Source organism: Candidatus Alistipes pullistercoris (assembly GCF_027665465.1).
GTDB classification, from domain to species: domain Bacteria; phylum Bacteroidota; class Bacteroidia; order Bacteroidales; family Rikenellaceae; genus Alistipes_A; species Alistipes_A hominis.
The window spans coordinates 193,297-218,601 of sequence record NZ_JAQDED010000005.1 but is presented as its reverse complement, the minus strand read 5'-3'; the positions used below and the strand labels follow the sequence as shown (position 1 = coordinate 218,601).

At 57.5% G+C, this 25,305-nt stretch carries 23 protein-coding genes, 1 tRNA gene and 1 riboswitch; of the genes, 7 read left to right on the top strand and 17 right to left on the bottom strand.

The genetic code is table 11. From position 1 onward, the window contains the following. Positions 1–33 precede the first annotated feature (33 nt). The 6 genes from PGR91_RS09160 (at position 34) to PGR91_RS09135 (ending at position 4,052) form a co-directional block, all read left to right on the top strand. Positions 34–1,029: a chorismate synthase gene (locus PGR91_RS09160; RefSeq protein WP_118655879.1), complete on the top strand. Its 996-nt coding sequence runs from the start codon at positions 34–36 to the stop codon at positions 1,027–1,029. A gap of 162 nt (positions 1,030–1,191) precedes the next feature. Beyond that, positions 1,192–1,743 carry a YceD family protein gene (locus PGR91_RS09155; RefSeq protein WP_101572610.1) on the top strand — a complete coding sequence of 184 codons (552 nt, stop codon included), beginning with the start codon at positions 1,192–1,194 and terminating at the stop codon, positions 1,741–1,743. 34 nt (positions 1,744–1,777) lie between these two features. Then, entirely contained in the window at positions 1,778–1,960 is a 183-nt protein-coding gene (rpmF, locus tag PGR91_RS09150) for a 50S ribosomal protein L32 (protein WP_081032593.1), read from the top strand. A 20-nt stretch (positions 1,961–1,980) separates the two neighbouring features. Continuing rightward, positions 1,981–2,925, top strand: a complete 945-nt coding sequence (plsX, locus tag PGR91_RS09145) for a phosphate acyltransferase PlsX (protein WP_081032592.1) — start codon at positions 1,981–1,983, stop codon at positions 2,923–2,925. Beyond that, positions 2,925–3,938: a beta-ketoacyl-ACP synthase III gene (locus PGR91_RS09140; RefSeq protein ID WP_055204844.1), complete on the top strand. Its 1,014-nt coding sequence runs from the start codon at positions 2,925–2,927 to the stop codon at positions 3,936–3,938. Before plsX ends, PGR91_RS09140 begins: the two co-directional genes overlap by 1 nt. 42 nt (positions 3,939–3,980) lie before the next feature. Then, positions 3,981–4,052, top strand: a tRNA-Arg gene (locus PGR91_RS09135). Between the two features lie 240 nt (positions 4,053–4,292). Here the strand turns inward: PGR91_RS09135 and PGR91_RS09130 are convergent. Beyond that, entirely contained in the window at positions 4,293–8,258 is a 3,966-nt protein-coding gene (locus PGR91_RS09130; protein WP_270399329.1) for a hypothetical protein, read from the bottom strand. Positions 8,259–8,507: 249 nt separating this feature from the next. Here PGR91_RS09130 and PGR91_RS09125 point away from each other — a divergent pair, with 249 nt between their 5' ends. Further along, the gene (locus PGR91_RS09125) at positions 8,508–9,320 is read left to right on the top strand and encodes an SDR family NAD(P)-dependent oxidoreductase (protein WP_118655874.1); all 813 of its coding nucleotides are present in this window, start codon (positions 8,508–8,510) and stop codon (positions 9,318–9,320) included. Positions 9,321–9,469: 149 nt separating this feature from the next. Here PGR91_RS09125 and PGR91_RS09120 read toward each other — a convergent pair whose 3' ends face one another. From PGR91_RS09120 to nuoH, 16 genes are all read right to left on the bottom strand, one after another. After that, the gene (locus PGR91_RS09120; RefSeq protein WP_118655872.1) at positions 9,470–10,519 is read right to left on the bottom strand and encodes an acyltransferase family protein; all 1,050 of its coding nucleotides are present in this window, start codon (positions 10,517–10,519) and stop codon (positions 9,470–9,472) included. Between the two features lie 378 nt (positions 10,520–10,897). Continuing rightward, positions 10,898–11,155, bottom strand: a complete 258-nt coding sequence (locus PGR91_RS09115; RefSeq protein WP_055204833.1) for a GlsB/YeaQ/YmgE family stress response membrane protein — start codon at positions 11,153–11,155, stop codon at positions 10,898–10,900. A 95-nt stretch (positions 11,156–11,250) separates the two neighbouring features. Further along, on the bottom strand, positions 11,251–11,778 hold the full coding sequence (gene cobC / locus PGR91_RS09110; RefSeq protein ID WP_118655870.1) for an alpha-ribazole phosphatase family protein: 528 nt from the start codon (positions 11,776–11,778) through the stop codon (positions 11,251–11,253). Further along, entirely contained in the window at positions 11,744–12,523 is a 780-nt protein-coding gene (locus tag PGR91_RS09105; protein WP_101572598.1) for an adenosylcobinamide-GDP ribazoletransferase, read from the bottom strand. The genes cobC and PGR91_RS09105 overlap by 35 nt, the downstream gene beginning before the upstream one ends. Before the next feature lie 91 nt (positions 12,524–12,614). Continuing rightward, entirely contained in the window at positions 12,615–13,652 is a 1,038-nt protein-coding gene (gene cobT / locus PGR91_RS09100) for a nicotinate-nucleotide--dimethylbenzimidazole phosphoribosyltransferase (protein ID WP_118457868.1), read from the bottom strand. 3 nt (positions 13,653–13,655) lie between these two features. Further along, complete coding sequence (locus tag PGR91_RS09095; protein ID WP_101572594.1) at positions 13,656–14,165, bottom strand: bifunctional adenosylcobinamide kinase/adenosylcobinamide-phosphate guanylyltransferase; 510 nt, start codon at positions 14,163–14,165, stop codon at positions 13,656–13,658. Then, on the bottom strand, positions 14,158–15,183 hold the full coding sequence (locus PGR91_RS09090; protein ID WP_118655868.1) for an ABC transporter ATP-binding protein: 1,026 nt from the start codon (positions 15,181–15,183) through the stop codon (positions 14,158–14,160). The genes PGR91_RS09095 and PGR91_RS09090 overlap by 8 nt, the downstream gene beginning before the upstream one ends. Continuing rightward, positions 15,183–16,214 (bottom strand): iron ABC transporter permease, encoded by a 1,032-nt coding sequence (locus PGR91_RS09085; RefSeq protein WP_101572590.1) that lies wholly within the window; start codon positions 16,212–16,214, stop codon positions 15,183–15,185. Before PGR91_RS09085 ends, PGR91_RS09090 begins: the two co-directional genes overlap by 1 nt. Further along, the gene (locus tag PGR91_RS09080; protein WP_118656240.1) at positions 16,211–17,329 is read right to left on the bottom strand and encodes an ABC transporter substrate-binding protein; all 1,119 of its coding nucleotides are present in this window, start codon (positions 17,327–17,329) and stop codon (positions 16,211–16,213) included. The genes PGR91_RS09085 and PGR91_RS09080 overlap by 4 nt, the downstream gene beginning before the upstream one ends. 313 nt (positions 17,330–17,642) lie before the next feature. Further along, positions 17,643–17,855: riboswitch (cobalamin riboswitch) on the bottom strand. A 125-nt stretch (positions 17,856–17,980) separates the two neighbouring features. Next, positions 17,981–19,402 carry an NADH-quinone oxidoreductase subunit N gene (locus PGR91_RS09075; RefSeq protein WP_118457794.1) on the bottom strand — a complete coding sequence of 474 codons (1,422 nt, stop codon included), beginning with the start codon at positions 19,400–19,402 and terminating at the stop codon, positions 17,981–17,983. A gap of 10 nt (positions 19,403–19,412) precedes the next feature. After that, positions 19,413–20,906 carry a complex I subunit 4 family protein gene (locus PGR91_RS09070; protein WP_055204819.1) on the bottom strand — a complete coding sequence of 498 codons (1,494 nt, stop codon included), beginning with the start codon at positions 20,904–20,906 and terminating at the stop codon, positions 19,413–19,415. Positions 20,907–20,927: 21 nt separating this feature from the next. Next, entirely contained in the window at positions 20,928–22,829 is a 1,902-nt protein-coding gene (gene nuoL / locus PGR91_RS09065; RefSeq protein WP_118655866.1) for an NADH-quinone oxidoreductase subunit L, read from the bottom strand. Between the two features lie 27 nt (positions 22,830–22,856). Next, the gene (nuoK, locus tag PGR91_RS09060) at positions 22,857–23,168 is read right to left on the bottom strand and encodes an NADH-quinone oxidoreductase subunit NuoK (protein ID WP_055204816.1); all 312 of its coding nucleotides are present in this window, start codon (positions 23,166–23,168) and stop codon (positions 22,857–22,859) included. A 4-nt stretch (positions 23,169–23,172) separates the two neighbouring features. After that, positions 23,173–23,685: an NADH-quinone oxidoreductase subunit J gene (locus PGR91_RS09055; protein ID WP_055204813.1), complete on the bottom strand. Its 513-nt coding sequence runs from the start codon at positions 23,683–23,685 to the stop codon at positions 23,173–23,175. A 6-nt stretch (positions 23,686–23,691) separates the two neighbouring features. Then, positions 23,692–24,159, bottom strand: coding sequence for a 4Fe-4S binding protein (locus PGR91_RS09050; protein ID WP_101572582.1), 468 nt, complete (start codon positions 24,157–24,159; stop codon positions 23,692–23,694). 30 nt (positions 24,160–24,189) lie between these two features. Continuing rightward, positions 24,190–25,290 (bottom strand): NADH-quinone oxidoreductase subunit NuoH, encoded by a 1,101-nt coding sequence (nuoH, locus tag PGR91_RS09045; protein WP_055204809.1) that lies wholly within the window; start codon positions 25,288–25,290, stop codon positions 24,190–24,192. Positions 25,291–25,305: the final 15 nt, after the last annotated feature.

Below are 25,305 nucleotides of genomic sequence, written 5' to 3'. Positions count from 1 at the left end.
TTGCGACGGGCCTGATCCTAAAAATAAACCGAAATGAACAGTTTTGGCAGATTATTCAGAATTTCCATATTCGGAGAGTCGCACGGCGAAGCGGTCGGCGTGACCCTCGACGGAGTACCCGCGGGACTCGAACTCGACGAGACCTCTTTCGAAAAAGACCTCGGCCGCCGCAAAAGCGGCAAACGCGGCACGACGCCGCGTAAGGAGAGCGATACGCCGCACCTGCTGACGGGCGTCTTCAACGGCCGCACGACCGGCGCGCCGTTGACCATCCTGTTCCACAACGAAAACACGCTGTCGGGCGACTACAAAAACCTGATCACGCATCCGCGCCCGTCGCATTCGGACTGGGTGGCGATACAAAAGTTCAGGGGATTCGCCGATTACCGCGGCGGCGGACACTTCTCCGGCCGGCTGACCCTCGGGCTGGTCGCGGCCGGCGTGGTAGCAAAAAAAATACTGGGCGGCAAGATCCGGATCGAAAGCCGCATCCTTGAGATCGACAACTGCAACAACCCGGACGATTTCCCGAAAGTCATCGAAGCCGCGCTGCGTTCGCAGGATTCGGTGGGCGGTATCGTCGAATGCACGGCCACCGGCGTACCGCACTCGCTCGGCGAACCGTTTTTCGATTCGGCGGAGAGCGTCATCAGCCACCTGTTCTTCTCGATCCCGGCCGTCAAAGGCGTGGAATTCGGCGCCGGATTCGAAGCGGCCCGGATGCGCGGCAGCGAGCACAACGACCCGATCATTTCGCCGGACGGAACCACGGCCACGAACAACGCCGGAGGAATTACCGGCGGGATCACCAACGGCAATCCGGTCGTGGCGCGGGTCGTCGTCAAACCGACCTCCAGCATCTCGTCGCCGCAAATCACGCTGAACACGGAAACCGGGAAACCCGAAGAGTTGAAGATCAAGGGCCGTCACGACGCCTGCATCGCGCTGCGCGCACCGGTCGTCGTCGAAGCGGCGATGGCCATCGCGTTGTGCGACCTGACATTAATCGCAAAGTCGCAACGTCCATAGCGCGGACGATCGGCGGAAACGGGATTCCGTACCTTCCGGCCGGCACTCCGGACAATACGGAAGGTACGTTTCCCGTTAGCACGGATAGGATACTCTATTATTCACGGAAGGTTTGGCAATTACGTTTAAATTATATACCTTTGCGGTCTGTTTTAGCATAGGATGAGTACGCTTACAAAATGTTCCATAGCCCATAAGGCGCTGAGTGTCGGGACACACCGATTCGATTTCAAAATCGGCGATCGCTTTTTCGAAGCTTTCGAAGGATCTGAAATCCATCGGGGAAAAGCCGATGTACAGGTCGTGCTGAACAAGCAAAGCAACCTGCTGACCCTCGATTTCAGGATCGAAGGGGAAGTCTGCGTGACCTGCGACCGCTGCCTCGAAGAGTTCATGATGCCGGTCGGCTATACGGGAACGCTTGCCGTCCGCTACAGCGAAACGGAGCAGGAAAGCGACGGCGAGGTGATGTGGATCGGCCCGTCCGAAACCGAGATCGACTTGTCGCAGTACATCTACGAAAGCATCTGTTTGAGCTTGCCTTACCAGCGGGTGCACCCTGTCGGCAGCGATGGTAAAAGCGGTTGCGATCCGGACATGCTGGCGCGGTTCAACATCGTAAGCGAAGAGGAATTCGACCGGCTCACCGGCAACGAGCAGACCGAAACGCTACAAGACAAACTAAAAACGAAAAAGTCTACAAACGAAAAATAAACGAGAATACTAACAGTAGTAAATATCTTTAAAAATGGCACATCCTAAACGTAAGATCTCGAGCACGAGACGGGACAAAAGAAGAACTCATTACAAAGCCGAAGCACCTACGATTTCTACCTGCTCGAACTGCGGAGCAGCCGTGCTTTACCACCGGGTATGTCCCGAATGCGGATTCTACAGAGGCCGCTTAGCGATCGAAAAGAAAGCCGAATAGAGTCCTAAAGTCATAACCGTATGACGAAAATAGGAATTGACGCAATGGGCGGAGATTATGCTCCGCAGGCGGTGGTGTCGGGTGCCATCAAAGCGTCCGGCCTCATCGGCAGGGACAGCAAAATCGTCCTGTTCGGAGACAAAGTCCGGATCGAGGAGATTCTGTCGCGCGAGAACTGCCCGCCCGACACGTTCGAAATCGTACCGACAACCGAGGTTATCGGCATGGGAGACAATCCGTCGCAGGCATTCCGCCAGAAACCCGATTCCAGCATCGCGGTCGGCTTCCGTTACCTGATGGAACAGAAAATCGACGGTTTCGCGAGCGCCGGCAGCACCGGGGCGATGATGGTCGGCTGTATGTGCACCGTCAAGCAGATCGAAGGAATCATCCGCCCGGCCATCTCGTCGGTCATCCCGACCATCGACGGCGGCGAAGTGATGCTCCTCGATGTCGGACTGAACGTGGATTGCAAGCCCGAAGTGTTGTGCCAATACGGTACGATCGGCAACCTGTATGCGCAGGGGGTCATGCACAAGGAAAACCCGCGCATCGCCCTGCTGAACATCGGAGAAGAGAAGGAGAAGGGCAACCAGCAGACCAAAGCCGCCTACGAGATGATGGAAAACTGCCACGATTTCAATTTCGTCGGCAACATCGAAGCCAAACACCTGTTTTCCGGTGAAGTGGCCGACGTGGTGGTATGCGACGGGTTCGTCGGCAATACGATCATCAAACAGGTGGAAGGCGTCTATTCGATGGCCCTGCACGACGGTCTGAAAAACAGCTATTTCAACAAACTCAATTACGAAACGGTAGGCGGAACCCCTGTACTGGGCATCAACGCTCCGGTGCTGATCGGTCACGGCTGTTCGAGTGCCGAAGCGATCAAGAACATGGTGCTCCAGACCGAAAAAACCATCAAGGCTCAGCTGGATTCCAAACTACGAGAAAGATTTAGTTAATGGCAAAAAAGAAAACCGCAGCAATAACTGGCGTCGGCGCATATTTGCCCGATTACATTCTGGACAATATCGAGTTGAGCCAGATGGTCGATACATCCGACGAATGGATCATGTCGCGTATCGGCATCAAGACCCGCCACATCCTGAAAGGAGAAGGGCTGGGCACCTCGTTTATGGGCGAAAAAGCCGTCCTCGACCTGCTCGAAAAGACCAATACCGACCCGATGGATATCGAAATGGTGATCTGCGCAACGGTCACCCCCGACATGTTCTTTCCGTCGACGGCCAATCTGATCTGTTACAAGACCGGGATGAAACAGGCGTTCGGGTTCGACTTGTCCGCAGCCTGCAGCGGCTTCCTGTTTGCACTGAACACGGCTTCCAAATACATCGAAGCCGGTACGCATAAAAAAGTGATCGTGATCGGCGCCGACAAAATGTCGTCGATCATCAACTACAAAGACCGCAACACCTGCCCGATCTTCGGGGACGGCGCGGCAGCCGTGCTGCTGGAGCCTTCGACCGAAGGCTACGGCGTACAGGACGCTATCCTGCACTCGGACGGCGGCGGCGGCCAACACCTCTACATGAAGGCGGGCGGCTCGGCCTATCCGGCCACGCACGAAACCGTCGAAAACAACTGGCACTACGTCTATCAGGAAGGACAGGCCGTATTCAAAGCCGCCGTATCGAACATGGCGGATACGTCGGTCGAAATCATGGAACGCAATAAGCTGACTCCGGACGACATCGCCTACCTGGTTCCGCATCAGGCCAACCTGCGCATCATCGAAGCGACGGCCCACCGCATGGGACTCGCCAAAGAGAAGTGCATGATCAACATCAACAAGTTCGGCAACACGACCGCAGGCACCATTCCGCTCTGCCTGTGGGACTACGAATCGCGGCTGCGCAAAGGCGACAATTTGATCCTTTCGGCTTTCGGCGGCGGTTACACTTGGGGCTCCATTTACGTCAAATGGGCCTATAACGGCGGCGATTTTTCGAAATAACCGGATAACTTTTATTCCCTTTTACGGAGAGGATAAATGGACGGTCTCATAGTTCAAGGGATAGAACGGAAGTTTCCTAAACTTTAAATGCAGGTTCGAGTCCTGCTGGGACCACAAGCAGGCTGACAATCTAATGATTGTCAGCCTGCTTTATTTCAACAAAGGGCTACGGCCTTTTAAAAGCCCCCTGGCCCCGTTTAAAGACGAAACCGGAATATCCCGCACGTCCCGATCGCCGGTATGCTCTACGATCGCACAAAATTTTCGCGTGACGGCCGGGGTACGATCATCACGCGAAAAGAATCGAATAACCGACGACCGTGCGGCATCAACCGCGCTTTCGGCCGACTGTCGCTACGGCATCATACAAACCCTCCGCAGGCCGATCCATGCATAAGAAGTCCGGGTGTTCCGATCGACCAGTTCGAGTCGCAGATTGCGGCCGGAAAAGGCCGAAACGTCCATGTATCGGTGCGTAAGACTGTGTACCCCGGCCGACAGCATGACAGCCAGCTCGCGGCCGGTATCGGCGTCCAGCAGCCGAATACAGAGCGTTTCGTTCCCGTCGGGATCTTTCATCGCCGTTCCTCCCTGGGTGTCGAAGTCGAGCTTCGCACACCACTCCGGCAACCGGAACGCCGGCGACAATGCCCGGCCCACGGCGGTTTCTCCGTTTTTGGCCAGCGAATTCAGGGTCGCTTCGTTGAACAAGGCAGGCACCGGAGCGACCGAGAACGCATCTCCCTCGATCTGCCACCGGGACAGCGAATCGGGAGCCGTCAGATCGAACAACGGCACCGGGGGCAACCGGCGGGCGGGCGGAAACCACGGCGTACCGGCCAGCGCGCCGAAACGGTCGGCCGAATAACCGGTAACGGCCACCAGTCCCAGCGCGGAAATATCGTCCAGCGCTTCCAAGTCGATCCACGCCAATTCGCGGATACGTTCCAAATCGAGCTCGACCACCGCGAAGACACCCGAACGGGTGACCGCTGCCGCGCTGCCGCTCCACCATACCGGCTGCGGAAAAGCCGGAGCCCGGCCCTCGGGCCGATCGGCCTGAACCGGAGAAAGCAGCGACAACGGAGGAGCCGTCAACGAACGGTTCTGCTGCGTCGTCGCGAACTTTCCCACGGCCGACGGCGGGCACGACCAATCCAGATCGCCCGGAAAACTCAGCGTCCGCGTCACCTCGCCCCCTTCCGCATCGCGCACGGTGATACGCGCAACGCGGGTGAACATATCGGCATTATCGAGCAACGGCACGAACAGGAAATAAAGTTTTTTACAATGCAAACCGTCGCCCGGAATCCGGATAAACGGAGTTCCGTTGCTGCGCGACAAAGCCGCGAAGCGGTGCGACGGAACCCGGAACGATAACCCCGGAATCTGCGGCACACGGAACTCGCGAGTCGTATCGAGCGCCTCCATCGGCGGCGGGCAGGAGTGCCAGGGCGGATGATAAAAGGCCTGGTATTTCCGGACTTTCTGCCACGATTTGTCGGGCGTATCGAGCAATCCGTCGATCGCGATCGGACGCAGATTCTCTTTCAGGAACGAATCGAGCGGCCCGGCTTCCGGCAGGTCGCCGAACGCCAGCCTCAGCGGGAGCGACTCTCCGCCGGGCAAGGTCAATTCGGCACAATTGACGCCCGGCGCAAAGAGCGTTGCGTCGCCCGCTCCGAAAGCGATATTCCGCCGGCACTCGCTGCGCGGCGCCAGATCGACGCAGAACGGGAAAGCGGCTTCTCCGACACGCAGCACGGCCCGGCCCGTCACGGCCCGGTCGGTATTGTTTCGCAGCAATACGTCCGCCGACAAAGAGTCCGTAAACTTCAATCCGCCGAGCGGTACGGCCTCGAACCGGGGCAATACGGTCAGGTCGACCGGAATGTAAAACCCGACGTCCTCGCCGGTCTGGGCGCGCACGAACAGCGTACGCCGGCTGAAATTCAGTTCGCCCAACGCCCCGAACGACCGGTACTCGTCGAGCAATCCCTTTTTCAGAGTCCCCCGCAGAACATTTCCGTCGGTGCATACCGACGCCAATAAGCCGCCGCGGTCCTCGATTCCGAGCAATTCGGCGCCCTGCAGCGCGACCTGTAACGATTCGCCTTCGGCCACCGATCCGGGAACCGAAAGGTTCAACGGCACGGGATCGAACGTCACGACAATCCGCGAATGATTCTCGGCTGGCAGTTCGGCTTCGGCGAACACTCCGTCGATACCGGACCGCAGGCGAACCGGAATCGGTTCGCCGTGATCGGTCAGCCGCACGTTCGTGCAAACAGGTAACGACCATCGGATTTTCCGGGCGAGTTTCGCGGTCGTATGCAGGTCGTATTCGAGCCGGTTTCCGGATCGCCGGAAATCGACCCGATGGTTTTTCAGCTGCATCGAAGCGGAAGGCCAATCGTCCGGAAAATTGGGCGACACCCGGATACACCCCTCCGGAGCGTGCATTTCCAGGCCGAAAAGCGCCTCGACCACAGCCGCCACATACAACCCTGCCGGAGCCGAGAAATAAGCCGGAACCGCTTCGGTCGAAACTTCGGGCCACGATCCCCGGTGGTTGTCGTCCATTACCCAGCCGGCCAGCGCATGCAACGGATCGGACACCCGGTTGCGCAACCCGGCGGCCGCGTATCCCCACGCGCCCCACGGCTGCTGAGCGGCTCCGGCCTGCATTCCCCAGGTCCCGACCGCATGATACGGAAAATTATTGGAACAATAAATCGCTCCGGAGCTGTCGGTCAGCCGGTCGGACAGGTGTCGGAGCGACGTATAGGAATCCAACAGGTCGGTTATCCCGAAAATAGCCGGATAGGTCAGCGTATGGTACTGTCCGTCGAGCCGGGGATTGCCCTGCAGATCGTCGAAATAGACGAACCGCCCGAGATCGGAACGCCACAATTTCGCGCGCAGCCGCGAGACGGTCTCGTCGGCGCGGGCGCGCCACAGCAGCGACGCGGTAGTATCCCCGAGTCCGGCGGCCAGTTCGCTGCGAGTACGCATCATGTTGATCCCTTCGACCGACGGGGTCGTTCCGTCGCCGGCGGTAGCCACGTAATCTTCCTGATTGCCGATCTGCAGGCCCCAGCCGAGCAGCAAATTGTCATTCCTGTCGTATTCGGCGAACGTCTGGCCGATTACCCGGTCGAGCACGGGCGCCGTCGCGGCGGCAAAATCGAGGTCGCCGGTAAAATTCCAGTAACGGCGCACCTGCCATGCCCAGAACTGGTTCGTCCCGCCGAAATCGCGACGCGTAAAACCGAACGGCGCGAAATGCGGGATCGACCCGTCGGAATTGATCATCTCGGCCTGTTTGAGCGTCGTGGCGCGCGAACGGTCGGTCTGACCGAGCCACTCGGCCGCCGCAGTCTGCTGCATGTGCCACAGCGAAGTCCAGTGATGGATGCACTCGACCCAGCCGTACGGATCGACCCAGGTATATTCGAGCGTGGTCAGCGCGCTGCCGAAGGCCCGGTCGAGCAGCGAATCGGGAGTCTCGATCCGGTTCGCAAGCAATTCCCCGTAATGACAGTCGACATCGGCCAACGCCTGGGATATATCGAGTCCGGAGATCTTCGCCACCCGGGCCCGGTCTTCGGCAAAGGCGAGCAACACTTCGCCCGACCCGCCGGCGAAAGCGCAGTCGAGGTACTCTCCCCCGCCCTCGCCGCGCCGGACATCGACGACGGCGGAAGTCCGCACTCCGGTAATCGCGCTATGTTCGCCGGTGGCGATCAAGTAGGTTTTACCCTGCTTGTCGATCCGGTTGTCGCGCGGGTCGAGCGACTCGAACGGCACTTTGTTCATATCCTCGAAAGCCGACCGTTGCCAGAACGATTCGCCGATCATCAGGCGCACCGTCGCTTTCGGTTCGGTGCGGATACTGTACACGGCGGCCCCGACCTGGGTGGATTCGCCCGTACCGACCATCAACGGCGTAAACCGGCTCTCGACCTCGACGCCGCCGAGCCGGAAACGCGCCTCGACGCCGCCCGGAAAATCCTCCACGCGGATATCGGTCGCCTCGGCCGCGGTATAAATGCGGCCGTCCACCTCGACCTGCGGCACGATGCGCGCGAGGGCCGTATATTGAATCCCGTAATTCTCGCGCACGTAAGTCAACAGGCGCGATACCGGAGCCCGTTCGTAAGTGCGTACCAGCGCATAGTTCCAGGCCGCCATCCGGTCCATCGGCTGCCGTTCGAAATATTCGGGAGCCAAGGATTGCGTTCGTGCGAGAGATCCCGTTCCCAACACAACCGCCGTTAGAAAAAGCTGCGCAAAGCGCAAAAGTCGTATTCGTTTCATAAGCAGATTAGGTTAGAACTATAAAGGTACGTATTTTACTGGATTTCCGATCTCGATCTGCACGGAATTTCTTCCGACACAACCGTTTGCCGCTTCCGAACTATTATCTATCTTGCAGAAGAAAATCCCGACGGGAACGAATTTTGCAGACATCGGGAGAAGGTCTGCGGCGGGGATCGCCATCGTCCATTTTCCGCCCGAACCGTCCGGATCGTCCGGCTGCATGAAAATTTATTAAACCATAATTTGATGAAAAGATTCGAAAACAAAGCGGCGCTCGTAACCGGAGCGGCCAAAGGAATCGGTTTTGCCACGGCCGAGCGGCTATGCGCCGAAGGGGCCTCGGTCGTCGTGGCCGACTACGACCTGGAAGGAGCTAAAAAGGCCTGCCAAACCCTGAACGACGCCGGAGGAAACGCCGTCGCCGTCTATTTCAATGCGGCGGAACTGGAAAGTTCGCGCGACCTGGCGGCGCATACGCTGAAAAATTTCGGCCGGATCGACGTGGTCGTCAACAACGCCGGGTATGCCGATCCCAAACGGGACGCCGACCTGCTGCACGCCGACCTGGATTATTTCGACGAAGTGTTCCATGTGATGGTTCGCAGCATGATGGTCATTACGCAGCAGGCAGTCGCCTGGATGACGGCCAACGGCGGCGGCGCGATCGTCAACGTCGCGTCGATCGGAGGGTTGACCGGCAACCTGACGGGCTGCTATTACGGCATCTGCAAAGCCGGTTCGGTCAACTTCACGCGGTACGTAGCCACGCAGTACGGCAAAGCCGGCGTGCGATGCAACTGCGTCGCGCCGGGACTGGTGTTGACCCCAGCGGCCGAACGGTCGCTGACCGACGAGTACAAGGAACTGTTCATCGCGCACAATGCGGTGGATTACGCCGGGCAGTCGGAAGACATCGCCGGAGTGATCGCCTTCCTCGCTTCCGACGACGCCCGTTACGTGACCGGGCAGACGGTCGTGGCAGACGGCGGCTGCACCTGCCACAATCCGACGGTCAGAGACATGCGCGCTTTTGCGGAAGGACAGACTACGTTCAAATAAAGGAAAATACGGTGCAGGCCAAGGCCCCGCAGACCGTAAGCATAACGGCAGGGACGACACAACAGCCGTCCCTGTCGGTTTTTACAGCACTGTATGTTGAAACTGGGAAAAGAATCCGTCGTCCGGTGAAACGAATATGACATGCCCCATCACAATACCCGTTTCATCCCCGGAATACTCCGCACCAGATAAACCAGCGCGAACGACACGACCGTCGCGCATATTCCGATAAAAAGAAACTTGACCGTTCCGCTTCCCATATCGAACCCGTCGAATGCATATTGCAATCCGATGATGACGAACAGGTGGAAAAAATAAACGCCGTACGCCTGATCGGCCAGCCATCGGCGGAAAGGGGACGTCCGATTGAATCTTACTCTGTACAGATAGATCAGACCGAAACTCAGCGACAGACAGAGGAGCGCTTCATACCACCACCAATTCTTCCAGATATTGTTTCCCAGAAAAGGGTAAACCGGACGCAAATAAACCAATAAAACCATCAATCCCGCCACCGCGAGCAGTACCTTCCCCACCGACGGAGACAATGATCCGAACCAATCGTTCCGGTAAGCGACAATTCCCAACGCAAACATCAGAACGTATTGGGGAAGATGGGCGGGTTCGCTACTCAAAAAACCTCCCAGCATTTTCCAGTGGTCGATCGGATTTTCCAACCGGACATAATAAGTAACGGCGGATAACCCGGCTGCCAAAAGCAAAACACGCAGTAAATTCAACCGCCTGTCCCGTTTCAGTCCCCATTCGTATTTTCTGCACGCTTCGTAAATGCAAACATAGGCCAGCGAATAAAACAACAGATGTTCCAGAAACCACGTATGAGCGAATTCCGCTTTTCCGGTAACCGATAACGACAATATCAGCACGACCAGCATGGGAACGCCCAAGCGGATCGCCCTTTTGCGAACAAATTGCTTCGTACCGCTTCTATCCAGGCTTCCGGGTATAAAATAAGCCGAAATCAAAAAAAACAACCCCATGAAGAAAGCCGCGTTCACCGGAAAGAAATTTCCGAGCCAACCGACATATTCATGCGATAAGGAAGGGGAGTAAGGCCACGCTCCTCCGTCGCCGTACGCCTGACCGGCATGATGAAATACGACCAGTACCGTGAGAAGCACTTTCAAATTATCAAGGTAATGGCATCGTGTAACGGAAGGAAGCACAGTAGTCGGCATAAGAAAGTCAATATTCGGGTCAGTATTTATAAAGATACGAAAAATTTTTCCCTATTCCAAATTGAAAAGGCGGGGACTTCCGGAATCGGGATGATTCCCTGAAGTCTCCGCCTTTTGTTACGAGGCAGAATCTGCCGTTTGCAGGTTACCGGGAACGGAAAGCCGTTCCCGTCGGAACATCGCGCGAAGTAAAAACTTACCCCCGGATCGAAAAATTTATTTCTTATCCGTCTTCGACGAGCTCTTCCCGTCCATCGGTTTTTTCTTCATGTCGTCCGAATCTTTGGGGCGTGATGACGATCCGCATCCGCATCCCCCTTTCTTAGTGCTTTCCATAATACGATAATTTATAAGTGAAACATTCTTTACTTTTTTCGGTTATTGCTGTCTTTGCTTTTTATGGCTCAGCAGCGAAGCGATCCACAGCAACACGATCGCCCCGACGAGCGACGCGATCAGGCTGCCCAGCGTCCCGACGGCGACCAGCCCGAACAGGCTCAGCAGCCATCCGCCGAGCACCCCGCCGACAATACCGATCACGATATTGAGCAACAGGCCCGAACCGCTGCCCTTGACGATCAGACTGGCGATGTAACCCACGATGAGCCCGATCAATAAATACCACAGAAAATACATAATTCCGTTTTTTATGTTCTACGAACGTTTCCCGGAATACATCAATACCCGTGCCATGTCGGCCGGGAAAAGAGCGGAAAACCGTAGGAAAAAGGTCAGAATTGCAGCGTGACGACGCCCCCGTATGGGGCAGGCTCCGCAAACGCCTGTTCGACAGAACACGAGCCGGCGACCGTGCGCGCGCAGGCGATCACCCCGCCGTGCGTAAAAAACAACACGCGACTCAGGCCGGCCGCTTTCAACCGGCCGATAAAAGAACCGACGCGGCCGCACATCCCATCGAACGACTCGCCGCCGGCCGTCGGCGCATGCATCCAGTCGGCGAACCATACTTTCAGCCGGGGATCGGAAATCGCCATCCACGGCCGCATCTCCCACGCCCCGAAATCCATTTCCAACAGGCAGGATTCCCGCACGGCGTCCGGCCAACCGCAGAAAGCCGCCAGCCGCTCGCAACGGCTGAGCGGACTGGTGTAAACGGCATCGAACGGCGGCGTCGGCAAAGCCGCCGCAACGGCGGTCGCCTCCTGCGGAAACGTCGCCTTCAGCGGCACATCCGTCCGTCCGTAGCAAACGCCCGGCGGAACGTCAACCGAGGTATGCCGCACCAGTACCGCTTCCATAATATCGGTATAAAACGACCAAAGCCACATAAAACGAGCCCTCGCACAACAGGAATGCCGCACCGCAGCAATCCCCTGTGTACCCGCCGATACGGCGTCGCATCTGTCGAATAAGCCACGCAATGCACGCGAACGGCGCAAGCCCGGCAAGCCAGTAAGGCGGATAAAACAGCGACAGCATCGGCAGCACACCGAACGCCGCGCCGCAAACTATTTCGCCGACGCGCATCGGTGCATACACCACGCCGGATTTGCTCTGAGCCGCCGGACGCGCGTAAGGCAGGAAATTGATCGTCATCGACGCGACGAACTTGCAGAACGGATCGCCGCAAAGCACTGCCGCACACGCCACCGGAACCGGCAGCGAAGCGAGCAGCGCGACGAGCAGCCCGAAATAGAGAATCAACCCGATGATTCCGTAACTGCCTGTACGGGAGTCTTTCATAATGGCCAGCGTCTGCTCCCGGGTTCTACCTCCGCCGAAACCGTCCAGAAAATCGGAAAGCCCGTCTTCGTGCAACGCCCCGGTCAGCAGCACCCGCGCGATAACCGCCGCCAGCACGGCCGCCGGCACCGGCAGTAGGAACGCCGCACCATACAACACCCCCGCCGTCACGGCAGCGGTCAGCCACCCGGTCGCGGACCAATAAGCCACCACCCGCCGGTAACAGGCGTCCGGAACCCGCACGACCCGCCACAGGGGCAGGCGTGTGAAAAAGATCAATGCGGCGGCAAGCTGTTTCATTTCAAAATCCGTATTAAAATCGAGGGCGGAATTTCGTCCGGAACGTTCCGCTGCAATCACCCGCAGACATCGCAGCGCGCACTCCCCTCTTCTAAAAATATTTGGTAACGCCGGCGTCGCCGAACGAAGCCATTTCGGCGAGCATCCGCACGGCCGATTCGACGATCGGATAAGCGCACACGGCGCCGGTTCCCTCGCCCAGACGCAGGCCGAGGTCGAGCAGCGGTTTCGCTCCCATCGCATCCAGCAACAGGGCGTGTCCCGACTCGTCTCCCCGGTGCGCGAACACCGCATAGTTCAACACTTCGGGATAAAGCTTCGATGCGGCGAGCATACAGTTGGTCATAATGAATCCGTCGACGAGGATCACCATTCCCAGCTCGGCGGCCTGCAACATCGCCCCGACTGCCATCACCATCTCGTAGCCGCCGAACCAGCGCATCACGTCCTCCACCGAACGATCGCCCGCATATCCGTCGAGCGCCTGCCGCAATACATGGCATTTACGGCGCACCCCGGCCGAACCGAGTCCGCTGCCGGCCCCGACGCACTGTTCGAGCGGAGTACCGGTCAGGCAGGTCATCCACATCGACGAAGCCGACGTATTGCCGATCCCCATTTCGCCGAAACTGATGACGTTGCAACCGTCGTCGCGGCACATCGCAGCGACCGAAGCGCCGCGTTCGACGGCCAGTTCCATCTCCTCGCGCGTCATGGCCGCCGTATCGACGAAATTACGCGTCCCGCGGCGAATCTTCAGGTCGATCAGTCCGTCGGCGGCAGGCAGCTCGGCGTCGACGCCGGCATCGACCACTCTCAGCCGGAAACCGTGCTGCCGACACAGGAAACTGATCCCCGCCCCGCCTTTCAAGAAGTTATCGACCATCTGCCGAGTCACTTCTTTCGGCGACAGGCTGACTTTCTCTTCGGCAACCCCGTGATCGCCGGCAAAAACGATGTTGTACGGCCTGTCGAGCGACGGGGTAAGCGTCTGCTGTATCCACCCGATCTGCAAAGCCAGTTCTTCGAGACGGCCGAGCGATCCGAGCGGCTTGGTCAGCCCGTCAATCTTCTGTTGCAACGCCGTACGAATCTCCGCATCGGGCGTCTTTATCGCAAAGTTTTTCATCATCTATTTAACTTTTATCGGTATGCCGGACACCATCAGTACGACGCTTCCGGCACGTTGTGCAATGTATTGGTTGACCCACCCCTGCAAGTCGGTAAAACGGCGCTGCAACGGATCGGTCGATACGCCGCCGAGCCCGATCTCGTTGGTCACGAAAATAAAGTCGGCATCCTGCGCGGCCAACCGGTCGAACTCGCTTTTGACCGCGTCCAGCGCCCGGTCGACATCCGAATCGAAATCGTAAAAAAAATTCGTGCACCACAGCGTCACGCAGTCCACCACCACCGTCCGGCCGCGAAAATCACGGCGGCTCAAGTTTTTCGGTTCCTCGACCGTCTCCCACTGCGGCCCCCGGTCGGCACGATGGCGTTCGATCCGGAGTCGGTGCTCCTGGTCCCATACGCGCGAAGTCGCCAGGTAGACCGGACGATCCGAACGCTCCAGCGCCAACCGCTGCGCATACGAACTCTTCCCCGAACGGGCGCCCCCCGTTATCAAAGTAATACTACCCACAATCGGTTTCGTTTAATAATTCTATCCATTCGGCGAACGATGCACAGCGTACCGCAACACCGTCCGGACGGAAAAATTCGATATTGTCCGCCGCATGTACCCTGAGCCGCATTCCGTCATTACCGTCCGCGCCGGACTGCGCCGCATAGCCGTTTCGCATCAGCGCATTCCGGGCCCACAGTAGCAACCGGTCGTCGGCAGCTTCGACGGACACGGTCCGCCCCACCCCGCCGCAATGCCGAAAACGGCCGTTGTCCGGATCGAATTCCACGTCGCCCCGGCTGAAAAAACGGTTCAGCGAACCGTTCAGCACCAGGTCTTCGGTCGTTCCACACAACAATCCGTTCTGCTGCGACATCAGCCACAGGCTGTCGGCCAACAGCAGCGCCTGATCGACGTCGTGCGTCGACAGCAGCACGGCCTTATGCTCCTCGCGCGCCAGGCGGTACAGCAGGTTCATCACCTCGATCCGGCTGATAATATCCAGAAAAGCGGTCGGCTCGTCGAGCAGGATGACCGGGCACTGCTGCGCCAGCGCCTTGGCGATCATCGCTTTCTGACGTTCCCCGTCCGACAGTTCGGCTACGTAGCTTCCGGCTTTGCCTGCTATTCCGACCGCTTCCATCGCCCAATCGACGACCCGCCGGTCCTCCGCGCCGAGATTTCCGAAAAAACCCGTATAGGGATACCGACCGAGAGCGACCAACTGATGCACCCTCAGTCCCCCGGCATACACCTTATCGGTCAATACCACGCCGACCAACCGCGAACGACGGGTCTCGGAATACTTCCCGAACGGCTCGCCGCACAAGCGGAGCTCGCCGTCCAACAGCGTCCGCCCGCCGCCGAGCGTCTTCAGCAACGTCGATTTACCGGCGCCGTTCGGGCCGAGCAGGCAGGTCAACTCGCCGGCACGCAGCGAAAACGACAGACCCTCGTGCACACGCCGGACGCCGCGCCCGCCGAGGCGGTAGCCGATCGAGAGGCGCTCTCCGGTTATCACGCAACGACGCTCCATCAGTTGAAATATTGTATCCGTTTCTGGTTCACGATCACATAAATAACCACCGGAGCGCCGACCAGCGGAGTGATCGCGTTCAGCGGAATCACGCCCGATGCGCCGGGCAGCAGGCTGATCAGGTTGCACAGCAGCGCGACGCAGGAACCGGTCAGCATCACCGCCGGCAGCAACAGCCGGTGATCGGCCGAACCGGTCATCAACCGCGCCAAATGCGGTACGGACAACCCGATAAAGGCAATCGGCCCGCAAAACGCCGTCGAAACGGCCGTCAACACCCCCGTACAGATCAACAGCAAGATCCGCACGCGCTGTACGCGCACCCCGAGATTCTCGGCATAGCGTTCGCCGAGCAGTAATGCGTTCAGTGGCTTCATCAGCAGTAGCGCGACGAACAGTCCCGCCCCGATCAGCAGCGCGAACAGCGGCATCTGCCGCAACGAAACGCCCGAAAAATCGCCCATCCCCCACAGCATGTACGAATACACGCCGTCCGACGTCGCGAAAAAATTCAACAGCGAGATCATCGACGAGGCCAGGTAACCGACCATAATCCCGATAATCAGCAACATCACGTTGCTGCGCACGAGCGTCGAAAAAAAGATGATGATGCACAACACCGCCGTCGCTCCGACGAATGCGCCCGATACGACGGCCATATAACCGCTGAGCATGAAACCGCCCGTACCGCCGACCGTCCCTCCCAGCATCAGCATCACCAACGCCACGCCGAGACTCGCCCCCGTATCGATCCCGAGAATCGACGGGCCGGCCAACGGATTGTTGAACACGGTTTGCAACATCAGTCCGGAAGTAGCCAGCGCCGCACCGGCCAACAGCGCGGTCACGGCCTGCGGCAACCTCGATTCGAGCACGATAAACGACCACGAAGCCTGTCCGGCCTCCCCGCCCGTCAGGATGCCGAGCACCGCCCGCAACGGAATCGGCACCGACCCCAGGAACAGGCTGGCCGCAAACAGCACCGCGACACAGCAAGCCGCCGCAACGATATACCGCACCGAAATACTCACTGCCGCATCCTGTTAAAATACCGCAACCGGTATCCGGGTATCGTCCCCGGATGAAAAATCTCGATCAGGTCGCCCAGCACCCGGTCGGGATGCATCGGCATTTCTTCGTAATAAGGCGTTTTCCCGGTATTGCAGACGAAAATATTCCGGTTTTTAAAAGCGTCGAAATGCCGGTAAGGTTCGTACTCCGTCTGCAGTTCCGCATAGGTCAGTTCCTGCGGCGCATTGTATTTAATAAGCCAGAAATCGGCTCCCTGTCCCTTTTCGAACACCGTCTCGAACGCCAACGGCACCGAACCGGTACTCGGGTCGTCGGCCCAGATGTAATCGGCCCCGGCATCGCGGTACAAGTTGGCAATGTAACTGCGGCCCCCGGGAACATACCATGCCGATCCGTATTTTTTCTCGGACAGTACGGTCGGACGCACGCCCACCGTATCCGTCATCCTGCACAGCGAATCGTATGCCGCCGCCGTCTGCCGGAATAGCGAATCGGCCCGCTGTCCTCTGTCGAAAAACAACGCCATGAAACGCATCCATTCGGCCCTTCCGAGCGGCGTAACCTCCATATAATCGACGCATTCCATGATCGGAATCGCCGTTTTTTCGATCCGTCCGTAACCGACGTTCTTGAACGGCGAAGCGATGATGATGTCGGGCGCCAGGTCGATCACCTTTTCGACATCCGGCGACGAAGCCTCGCCCAGGTCGGCAATAGCACCCCGGGCCACCCCGTCGCGAATAAAATCCAGGTCGATATAACGGGGCTCGCAAACCCCTACGATCCGGTCGCCCACCCCCAGTTCGTCCAGCATACCGCAGTGCACGGCCGAATAAACCACGACCCGCTGCAACGGCGTCCGTACGATATTTCCTTCCGGAAGTCCAACCGGCAGCGGCCTCTCGCGGTCGACGAGCACATAACGACGCAGCAACCGGAGGCTGTCCCACGGACTGAGCACGTCGACGAGCGTATAATCCCGGAAATGCTCGACCCGATAATGCCGGGCATATTCTATCCGGAACGCTTCGCCGGCGCCTTCGCCGGATTTCCGGCCCGATCCGCACCCCGCTCCCAGCAGTATGACGGACAAAAAAAGAAAAAACGATCGAATCAATCTCATCGGAATACCCATATTTTCCGGTTGAACTTACAAAGTTACGCAAATTACCGATCCCCTACAAACCGAAACAAGGACAGATGAGCACCTTATTCAGATCCTCATCCGTCACTCAGGGGGAAAACTACTTATCATATTCGTAAAAAACGTCGTTCGCAGGGCGTCGATCCTGTAAAACCGTTTTTCCGTAATATTCGTCCGGCTGCTCCGAAATAAAATAAAAGAGGAAGAAAAAACGCGAACCCGGACAACTCCCGTCCGACCCCCGCAAAGAATCAACCCATTCCGCTTTTTACCCGAAGCACAAATGTTTCAAACGAATCGAGGCAGGTCTTCTGGCTCGCCTCACATCCGGCAGTCTTCCCATCCTTACGACAGTGACTTTCAGAATCGCCGGACATTTTCCGAGGCTTACAGCTGCGGGTACAGCTCCGGGATTGAAACGACGTTTCGCACCGGATTCCCTATTACGGCCATTCCGCGTCGCTGCGGTCGGGCCACCTTGATTCAACTGGAAGCAAAGGTAAAGCGTTTTTACGAACAATCAAACGTTCCCGACGGTTTCCGGTAATTTTTTTTGCACATTTTGTACACAAACGAAAAAGCCGGCGAGTTTCACCGGCTTTTATAGGATTCGATCCCACGCTACATTCCGTAGCTCAGCAACGAGATCCGATCGTACACCACGCTCAGGACTCCCAACAGCAGGATACCCATGCTACAAGCCACCAGACTGGCACGCATGTACCCGTCGCTGCGGAACGCGGCGATCGGCGCCTCGTTCTTGTTGATGAACATGGCCTTGACCACGAGCAGATAATAGTACAGCGAAATAATCGTATTGATCAGCGCGATCAACACAAGGATGTAATACCCTTGCTGGGCGGCGGCTGCGAAGATGAAGAACTTGCTGAAAAATCCGGCGAACGGCGGAATCCCGGCCAGCGAGAACATCGCCAGCGTCATCACCAGCACCAGTTTCGGATTCGTTGCGTACAATCCGTTGTAATCGTCGATCGTCACCTTGCCGGAGCGGTTCTCAATCGCCGAAATCACGCCGAAAGCGGCCAAGTTGGACACCATGTAAACCAATATGTAATAAACCAGCGAAGTCATACCGAGAGCCGATGCGCTGATCACTCCCAGCACGATGTAACCGGCCTGCGAAATCGACGAATAAGCCAGGAAACGTTTGATATTGCGCTGTCGAATCGCGAACAAGTTGGCGATCGTGATCGTCGCGATGATTACGCCGTAGAGCACGCCCTGCCACTGGGCTGCGATCGGAGAGAACACCTTCATCAGGATCGTCATCAGCACAAACACGGCAGCCCCTTTCGAAATGACCGACAGGTAAGAGGTAACGGTCGTCGGAGCGCCCTGGTAAACGTCGGGCGTCCACTGGTGGAACGGCACGAGCGAAATTTTGAAGAACAGCCCCACGACGAAGAACAGGAAAGCCATGATCTGCAACGGCGAACCGTTCACGGCGGCCGGGATGTCGTCGAAATAGAGCGTTCCGGTCGTACCGTAGATCAGCGACATACCGTACAGCGACAGCCCCGATGCAAAGACGGCGTTCAGGATGTATTTGGCTCCGGCTTCGGCCGATTCGCGTTTGAACTTATCGAAAGCGACCAACGTAGCCATCGGGATCGACGCGGTTTCCAGTCCGATAAAGAAGAACAGGAAGTTGCCGGCCGAGATCATGAAGTACATGCCCAGCAGCGTGGTCAGCGTCAGGAAATAGAATTCGCCGCGCTTGTGGACGGTCGTATCGCTTTTGAGCCAGCCCTCGGCCTGCATCAGCACGATCAGCGTCCCGACGTTCAGGATGCTTTTGACGACGCCCATCATCGGCGTGTACTGGTACATGCCGCCGAATGCTTCGCCAGCGACTCCCGGCACGATGTTCAGCAACGTATGTACGCCGAACAGAATGCACGCTACGGGCTGGAAATACCGCAAACCGTTCTTCGAAGCCATCAAATCGTAGAGCAGCAGGATCACCATCACGGCGATCAGCGACAGCTCCTCTTTCATCATCAGAAAATTACTGTAATCCATATAGCGTCCTCTATTTCATTAACTGTTGTACAACGGGCAGCAAACTGTCGTTGATCATATTCGACACCCACAACGGCGCCATACCGAGTCCGGCGATCGCCACGATCAGCACGACGACCGACAGGCGTTCGAACCACACGGCGTCGGTCAGCGCCAGGTGATCCTTATTCAGTACCGAACCGTAAAACACCTTGCCCACCATCCGCAGGATATAAACCGCCGTAATCACGATCGACGAGCAGGCGACGATCGTAAAGACGCGGTGGAACGTATCGGTATGCTCGAACGAGCCGACGAACACGGTCATCTCGGCTACGAATCCGCTGAGTCCCGGAAGCCCCAGCGACGCCAGTCCGGCGATTACGAAGCAGACGCTCAAAAACGGCATCACCTTCATCAGACCGCCCATCTCGCGGACATCCCGCGTATGGGTGCGTCCGTATATCATCCCGATCAACGCAAAGAACAAGGCCGTCATCAGTCCATGCGACAGCATTTGCAACACGGCGCCGGTCATCGCGGTCTGGTTCAGCATCAGGATCGCGAACAGCACCAGTCCGCAGTGGCTGACCGAAGAGTAGGCGTTGATGTATTTCAGGTCGGTCTGCTTGATTGCCGAGAACGCTCCGTAGACCACGCTGATACCGGTCAGCGTCAGGAAAATCCATGCCAATTCGTTGGCCGCCTCGGGCATCAGGAAGATCGCCACGCGAAAACAACCGTATCCGCCGAGTTTCATCAGCACCCCAGCATGCAGCATCGAAACGGCCGTAGGCGCCGAAGCGTGACCGTCCGGCGACCACGTGTGGAACGGAAACATCGCGCCGAGCACCCCGAAGCCGACGAACGTCAGCGGGAAGAACAGGTACTGCGCGCTCATCGGAATCGTATGTTTGGAGATTTCGAGAATATTCATCGACAGTTGACCGCCTTCGGGCGCCGAATGGAAATAGATGCCGAGGATGCCGACCAGCAGCAGCGCCGAACCTCCCATCAACATCAGCGTCAGTTTCATCGCCGAATACTCTTTCCGGCCGGTTCCCCACACGCCGATCAGCAGGTACATCGGGATCAGCGCCACCTCGTAAAACATGAACATCGTGAACAGATCAATCGAAATGAAGAATCCGAACACCCCGATCGACAGCAGCGAGAACCATGCGAAAAACTCCCGCGGCAGCGGCGACATTTTCCACGAAGCGAACACCCCGGTAAAGACGATCACCGACGACAGCAGCAACATCGCCACCGAAATACCGTCGACGCCGACCGAATAGTGGATATTCAGCGGAGCGTACCACACCGCATCGGCCGTGAACAGCATTTCGGCGCCGTTCCCCGCGCTGCGTTCTCCCAGATACATCGCCACCAGCGCCACGGACAGGCCCAGCAACAGCGAGGCGCCGACTACCATGATCGCACGGATGCGGCGGATGTCCTTCGTGAGGAACATCGCGCAGGTCATCAGCAGCGGTATCAGTACAAATAAAGATAAAAAGTTCATATCCGTATCAACTTATTTTATTCAACAAAACAGCACCAGTACGGTAATCAGCAACAATCCCACGAGAAATACGAACGCATACTGCTGCACCTGTCCGGACTGCAATCCGCGAATCGCCAGCGACATCCGGTTTGTCACCAGCGCCAGCCCGTTCATCGCGCCGTCGATCACATGCCGGTCGAACCACGCGATCGAACGCGAAACGCCGTTGAAAATGATCCTCTTGGTAATGAAAAGATATACCTCGTCGATGTAGAAGCGATGGCTAGCCGCACGGTGCAGGCCGCTGAACGTACGCGCCAGACGATCCGGAATCGGACTGTGCTTGCGGTAAAACACCGTAGCGACGGCGATCGAGATCAGCGCAATCGCGATGCTCGTTCCGGCTACCGTCCAGTCGAGGTGGATGATGTAGTCGGCCCCGTCGCTGCTGACGAACTTGCCGAACGGGATGAACCCGGCAACGCAGGTGACGGCGGCGAGGATAATCAGCGGCGTCGTCATTACGCCGGGGGCCTCGTGCGGCTCATGCTCGTGCTTGGCCGGAGTTCCCCAGAAAATATTGTAGTACAGACGGAACATATAGAACGCCGTCAGCGCGGCGATAAAGCTCATCACCCATCCCATAGCGGGCGCGAACATGAATGCCGCGGTCAGGATCTCGTCCTTGCTGAAGAAGCCCGAGAACGGCGGAATACCCGAAATCGCGAGGCAGGCGACGAGGAACGTGATATGCGTAATCGGCATCTGCTTGCGCAGGCCGCCCATATGGCTCATCTCGTTGCTGTGCACCGCATGGATAATCGCGCCGGCCCCGAGGAACAACAGGGCCTTGAACATCGCGTGCGTAAACAGGTGGAACATGCCGGCCATGTAACCGAGCCCTTCGTGTCCGCCGTAGCCCGACACGCCGAGGGCCACCATCATGAAACCGATCTGCGATATGGTCGAAAAGGCCAGCACGCGCTTGATATCGGTCTGCACGCACGCGATCGTGGCGGCAAACAGCGCGGTAAACGCGCCGACGTAGGCAATGCCGTGCAGCACCTCCGGGGTTTCGAAATAGTAGACCGGGAAGAGCCGCGCCACCAGATAGACGCCGGCCACGACCATCGTCGCGGCATGGATCAGCGCCGACACCGGGGTCGGGCCTTCCATCGCATCGGGCAGCCAGATATGCAGCGGGAACATCGCCGACTTACCGGCGCCGCCGATAAAGATCAGCGCCATCGCCCATGCCAACGCCGAAGCGCCCATGAAGGTCGTCCCGGCAGCTTGGGAGAAGATCGCACGGTCGCCCGAAGTCAGCAGTCCGAAATCGAACGTCTGCGTAAAGAACGACAGCAACAGGATGCCGATCAAAAATCCGAGATCGGCGAACCGCGTCACGATGAACGCCTTTTTCGAAGCGGCGATCGCTTCGGGCTTCGTATAGTAGAACCCGATCAACAGGTAGGACGAAACGCCCACCAGCTCCCAGAAGATATACATTTGGAAAATATTGGTCGCCACGACCAATCCGAGCATCGAGCAACTGAACAGCGACAGGAAAGCATAGTAGCGTTCGAAACCGCGTTCGCCCTTCATGTAACCGAGGCTGTAAACGTGCACCATCAGCGACACGGTCGTAATCACGACCAGCATCATCACCGAGATCGGGTCGAGCAATACGCCCAGGTCGATGTGCAGGTTATCGGTAAAACGCAGCCACTCGATGTTGAACGGCACCCATTTCTGGTAAATGCCGTCCACCTTGGCCGTCGTGAAGTACTGCCAGGCCGTCCCGTAAGCGAGCGCGGTCGTCACGGCCATCGACAGGGTGCCGACGAGTCCCGACGCGCATGCTTTCAGTTTCATGCCCAGCAGACCGAGCACCAGGAACGTCAGCAGCGGCAACAGTACGATCAGTATCGTGTATTCCATATTGCGTAGTTTTTTCTGTCCTTAAAGTTAGTCTTTCAGTTCGTCGAGGTTTTTGACCTCGATGTTACGCAGGTTGCGGTAGATGTTGATGATGATCGCGATGGCGACGGCGGTTTCGGCCGCTGCGATGGCGATCGCGAAGATCGTGAAGAAAAACCCTTCGAGCTGTCCGGGGAACAGGTAACGGTTGAACACGGCGAAATTGATATCCACCGCATTCAGGATCAACTCGATGGAGATCAGCACGGCGATCAGGTTGCGCCGGGTGATGAACCCGTACACGCCGGCGAAAAACATCACGGCGCTGACGATCAGGTAATATTCCATTTGTATTTCCATAGCGCTATTTCCGTTTACGTGCAATCAACAAACCTCCGACGATACAAGCCAGCAACAGCACGCTGACCGCCTCGAAAGGCAACAAATACTGGTATTTCCCGGTTCCCATCATCGCGTGGCCGATCGTGTGCATGTCGATCTCCCCACCGGCGAACTGCGACGGGCCGAACGAATGGGTCACGAGCAGGAAGATGCAGAGCACCGCGCCGGCCACCGAAGCGGCCAGGCCCGCGACGACGCGGCGGTTGCGCAGCGGCGTCTTCTTCTCCTCGTCGGAACTGGTCAGCAGAATCGAGAAAACGTACAAGACGACGACGCCGCCCGCATAAATCAACAGTTGCACGGCGCCGAGGAACGAATAGTTAAGCTGAAAATAGATGCCCGCCGTGGCGAAAAGCACGAAAAGCAGATATGTGGCAGCTCGCAGAATCCGCTTCGTGGTCACCGTCATCACCGAAAAGACGACGATCACCGCAGCGAGAAACGCAAAACCGGCCTGTTGCAAGGTAATTTCCATTTCCGTCTATTTTTTTTCTAACGTTGAACCTTCGTGATTGAGCTGACGCACCAGTTTGTCGCGCGTGAAGACCGCATGCTCGAACTTGTTGTCGAACTCGATCGCTCCGTGCGGGCAGGTGCGCACGCAAAGCTGGCAGTAGAGACAGCTTCCGATGTCGTACACGTATTTGGTAAGCACCCGCTTCTTCTTACCCTCCTCGTCGGTTACGGTCTCGGAGATCACCTTGATCGATCCGTTCGGGCAGTTCATCTGACAGATCCCGCAGGCTACGCACTTGTGCTCGTTGTTCGCATTGTGCGGCATGACCAACTCCCCGCGGAAACGGTCGAAGATCTGCAGCGTATCGCGGTTTTCGGGATACTGCTCGGTCGTCTTCTTACGGAAGAAAACCCGTATCGTAACGCGCATCCCCTTCAACAGCGACGACAGCCCGCTGAAAAAGGAACTTATGTAATTCTTAAAAGCATTCATATTCCGTTTGTTTATAGGCCGGTTCGGCGGTTAAAAATGCAATCCGAACGCAACGATAATCACCATCAGCAGCAGGTTCAGCAGGTTCAGCGGCAACAGGTATTTCCATTCGAGCTTCAGCAGTTGGTCGATCCTCAGTCGCGGGAACGTCCACTTGAACCACATGATGACGAAAATAACCACGCCCACCTTCACCAGAAACCATACGATCGACGGAATAAAATCCATCACGGCGTTGAAGCCTTCCCAACCGGCGATGTGCAGCGGCATCCATCCGCCGAGGAACATCGTCGTAGCGACCCCCGCGACGATAAACAGGTTCAGGTACTCGGCCAGGTAGAAAAAGCCGAAGTGCATCCCCGAATATTCGGTATGGTAACCGGCCGTCAGTTCCGAGTCGGCCTCGGGCAGGTCGAACGGCCCCCGGTTCGTCTCGGCGGTACCGGCCACCAGGTAGATCAAAAAAGCGATCACCGCCGGAATGTGCCCCGTAAAGAGGAACCAACCGTCGGCCTGGCGTTCGACGATCTCGGAAAGCTGCATCGTTCCGGCGAACACGACCATCGTCATCAACGACAGTCCGATCGACAATTCGTAACTGATCATCTGCGCGCCGCTTCGCATCGCGCCGATCAGCGAATATTTGTTGTTACTCGACCAACCGGCCAGCAGGATGCCGACGATCCCGATCGACGACACCGCCATCAGAAAAAAGATCCCGACGTTGAAATCGAGCACTTCGAAACCTTTGGCGAACGGCAGGCAGCCGAATGCCAGCACCGACGAAATAATCACGATGTACGGCGCGAGGTTGAACAGGAAACGGTCGATATGGTTGATCGTGATCAGCTCCTTGATCAGCATCTTGATCATGTCGGCTACGCTCTGCACGGTTCCGTAAGGCCCCACCCGGTTCGGCCCGAGGCGGCACTGGAAAAAAGCACAGACTTTGCGTTCGACGTAGATCAGCGCCAGCGCGATCACCGCATAACCGAGCAACAGGCACAGGCCGATCAGCACGCACTCGGTGAGCGTCACGCCCCAGGCCGGCATCATCCCGCTCAGCGTATCGTGCACCCATCCGGTCACCGCGTTGAAATCAATACTGTCTGTATATGTATTCAATAACATATCGTTGTTGGATTA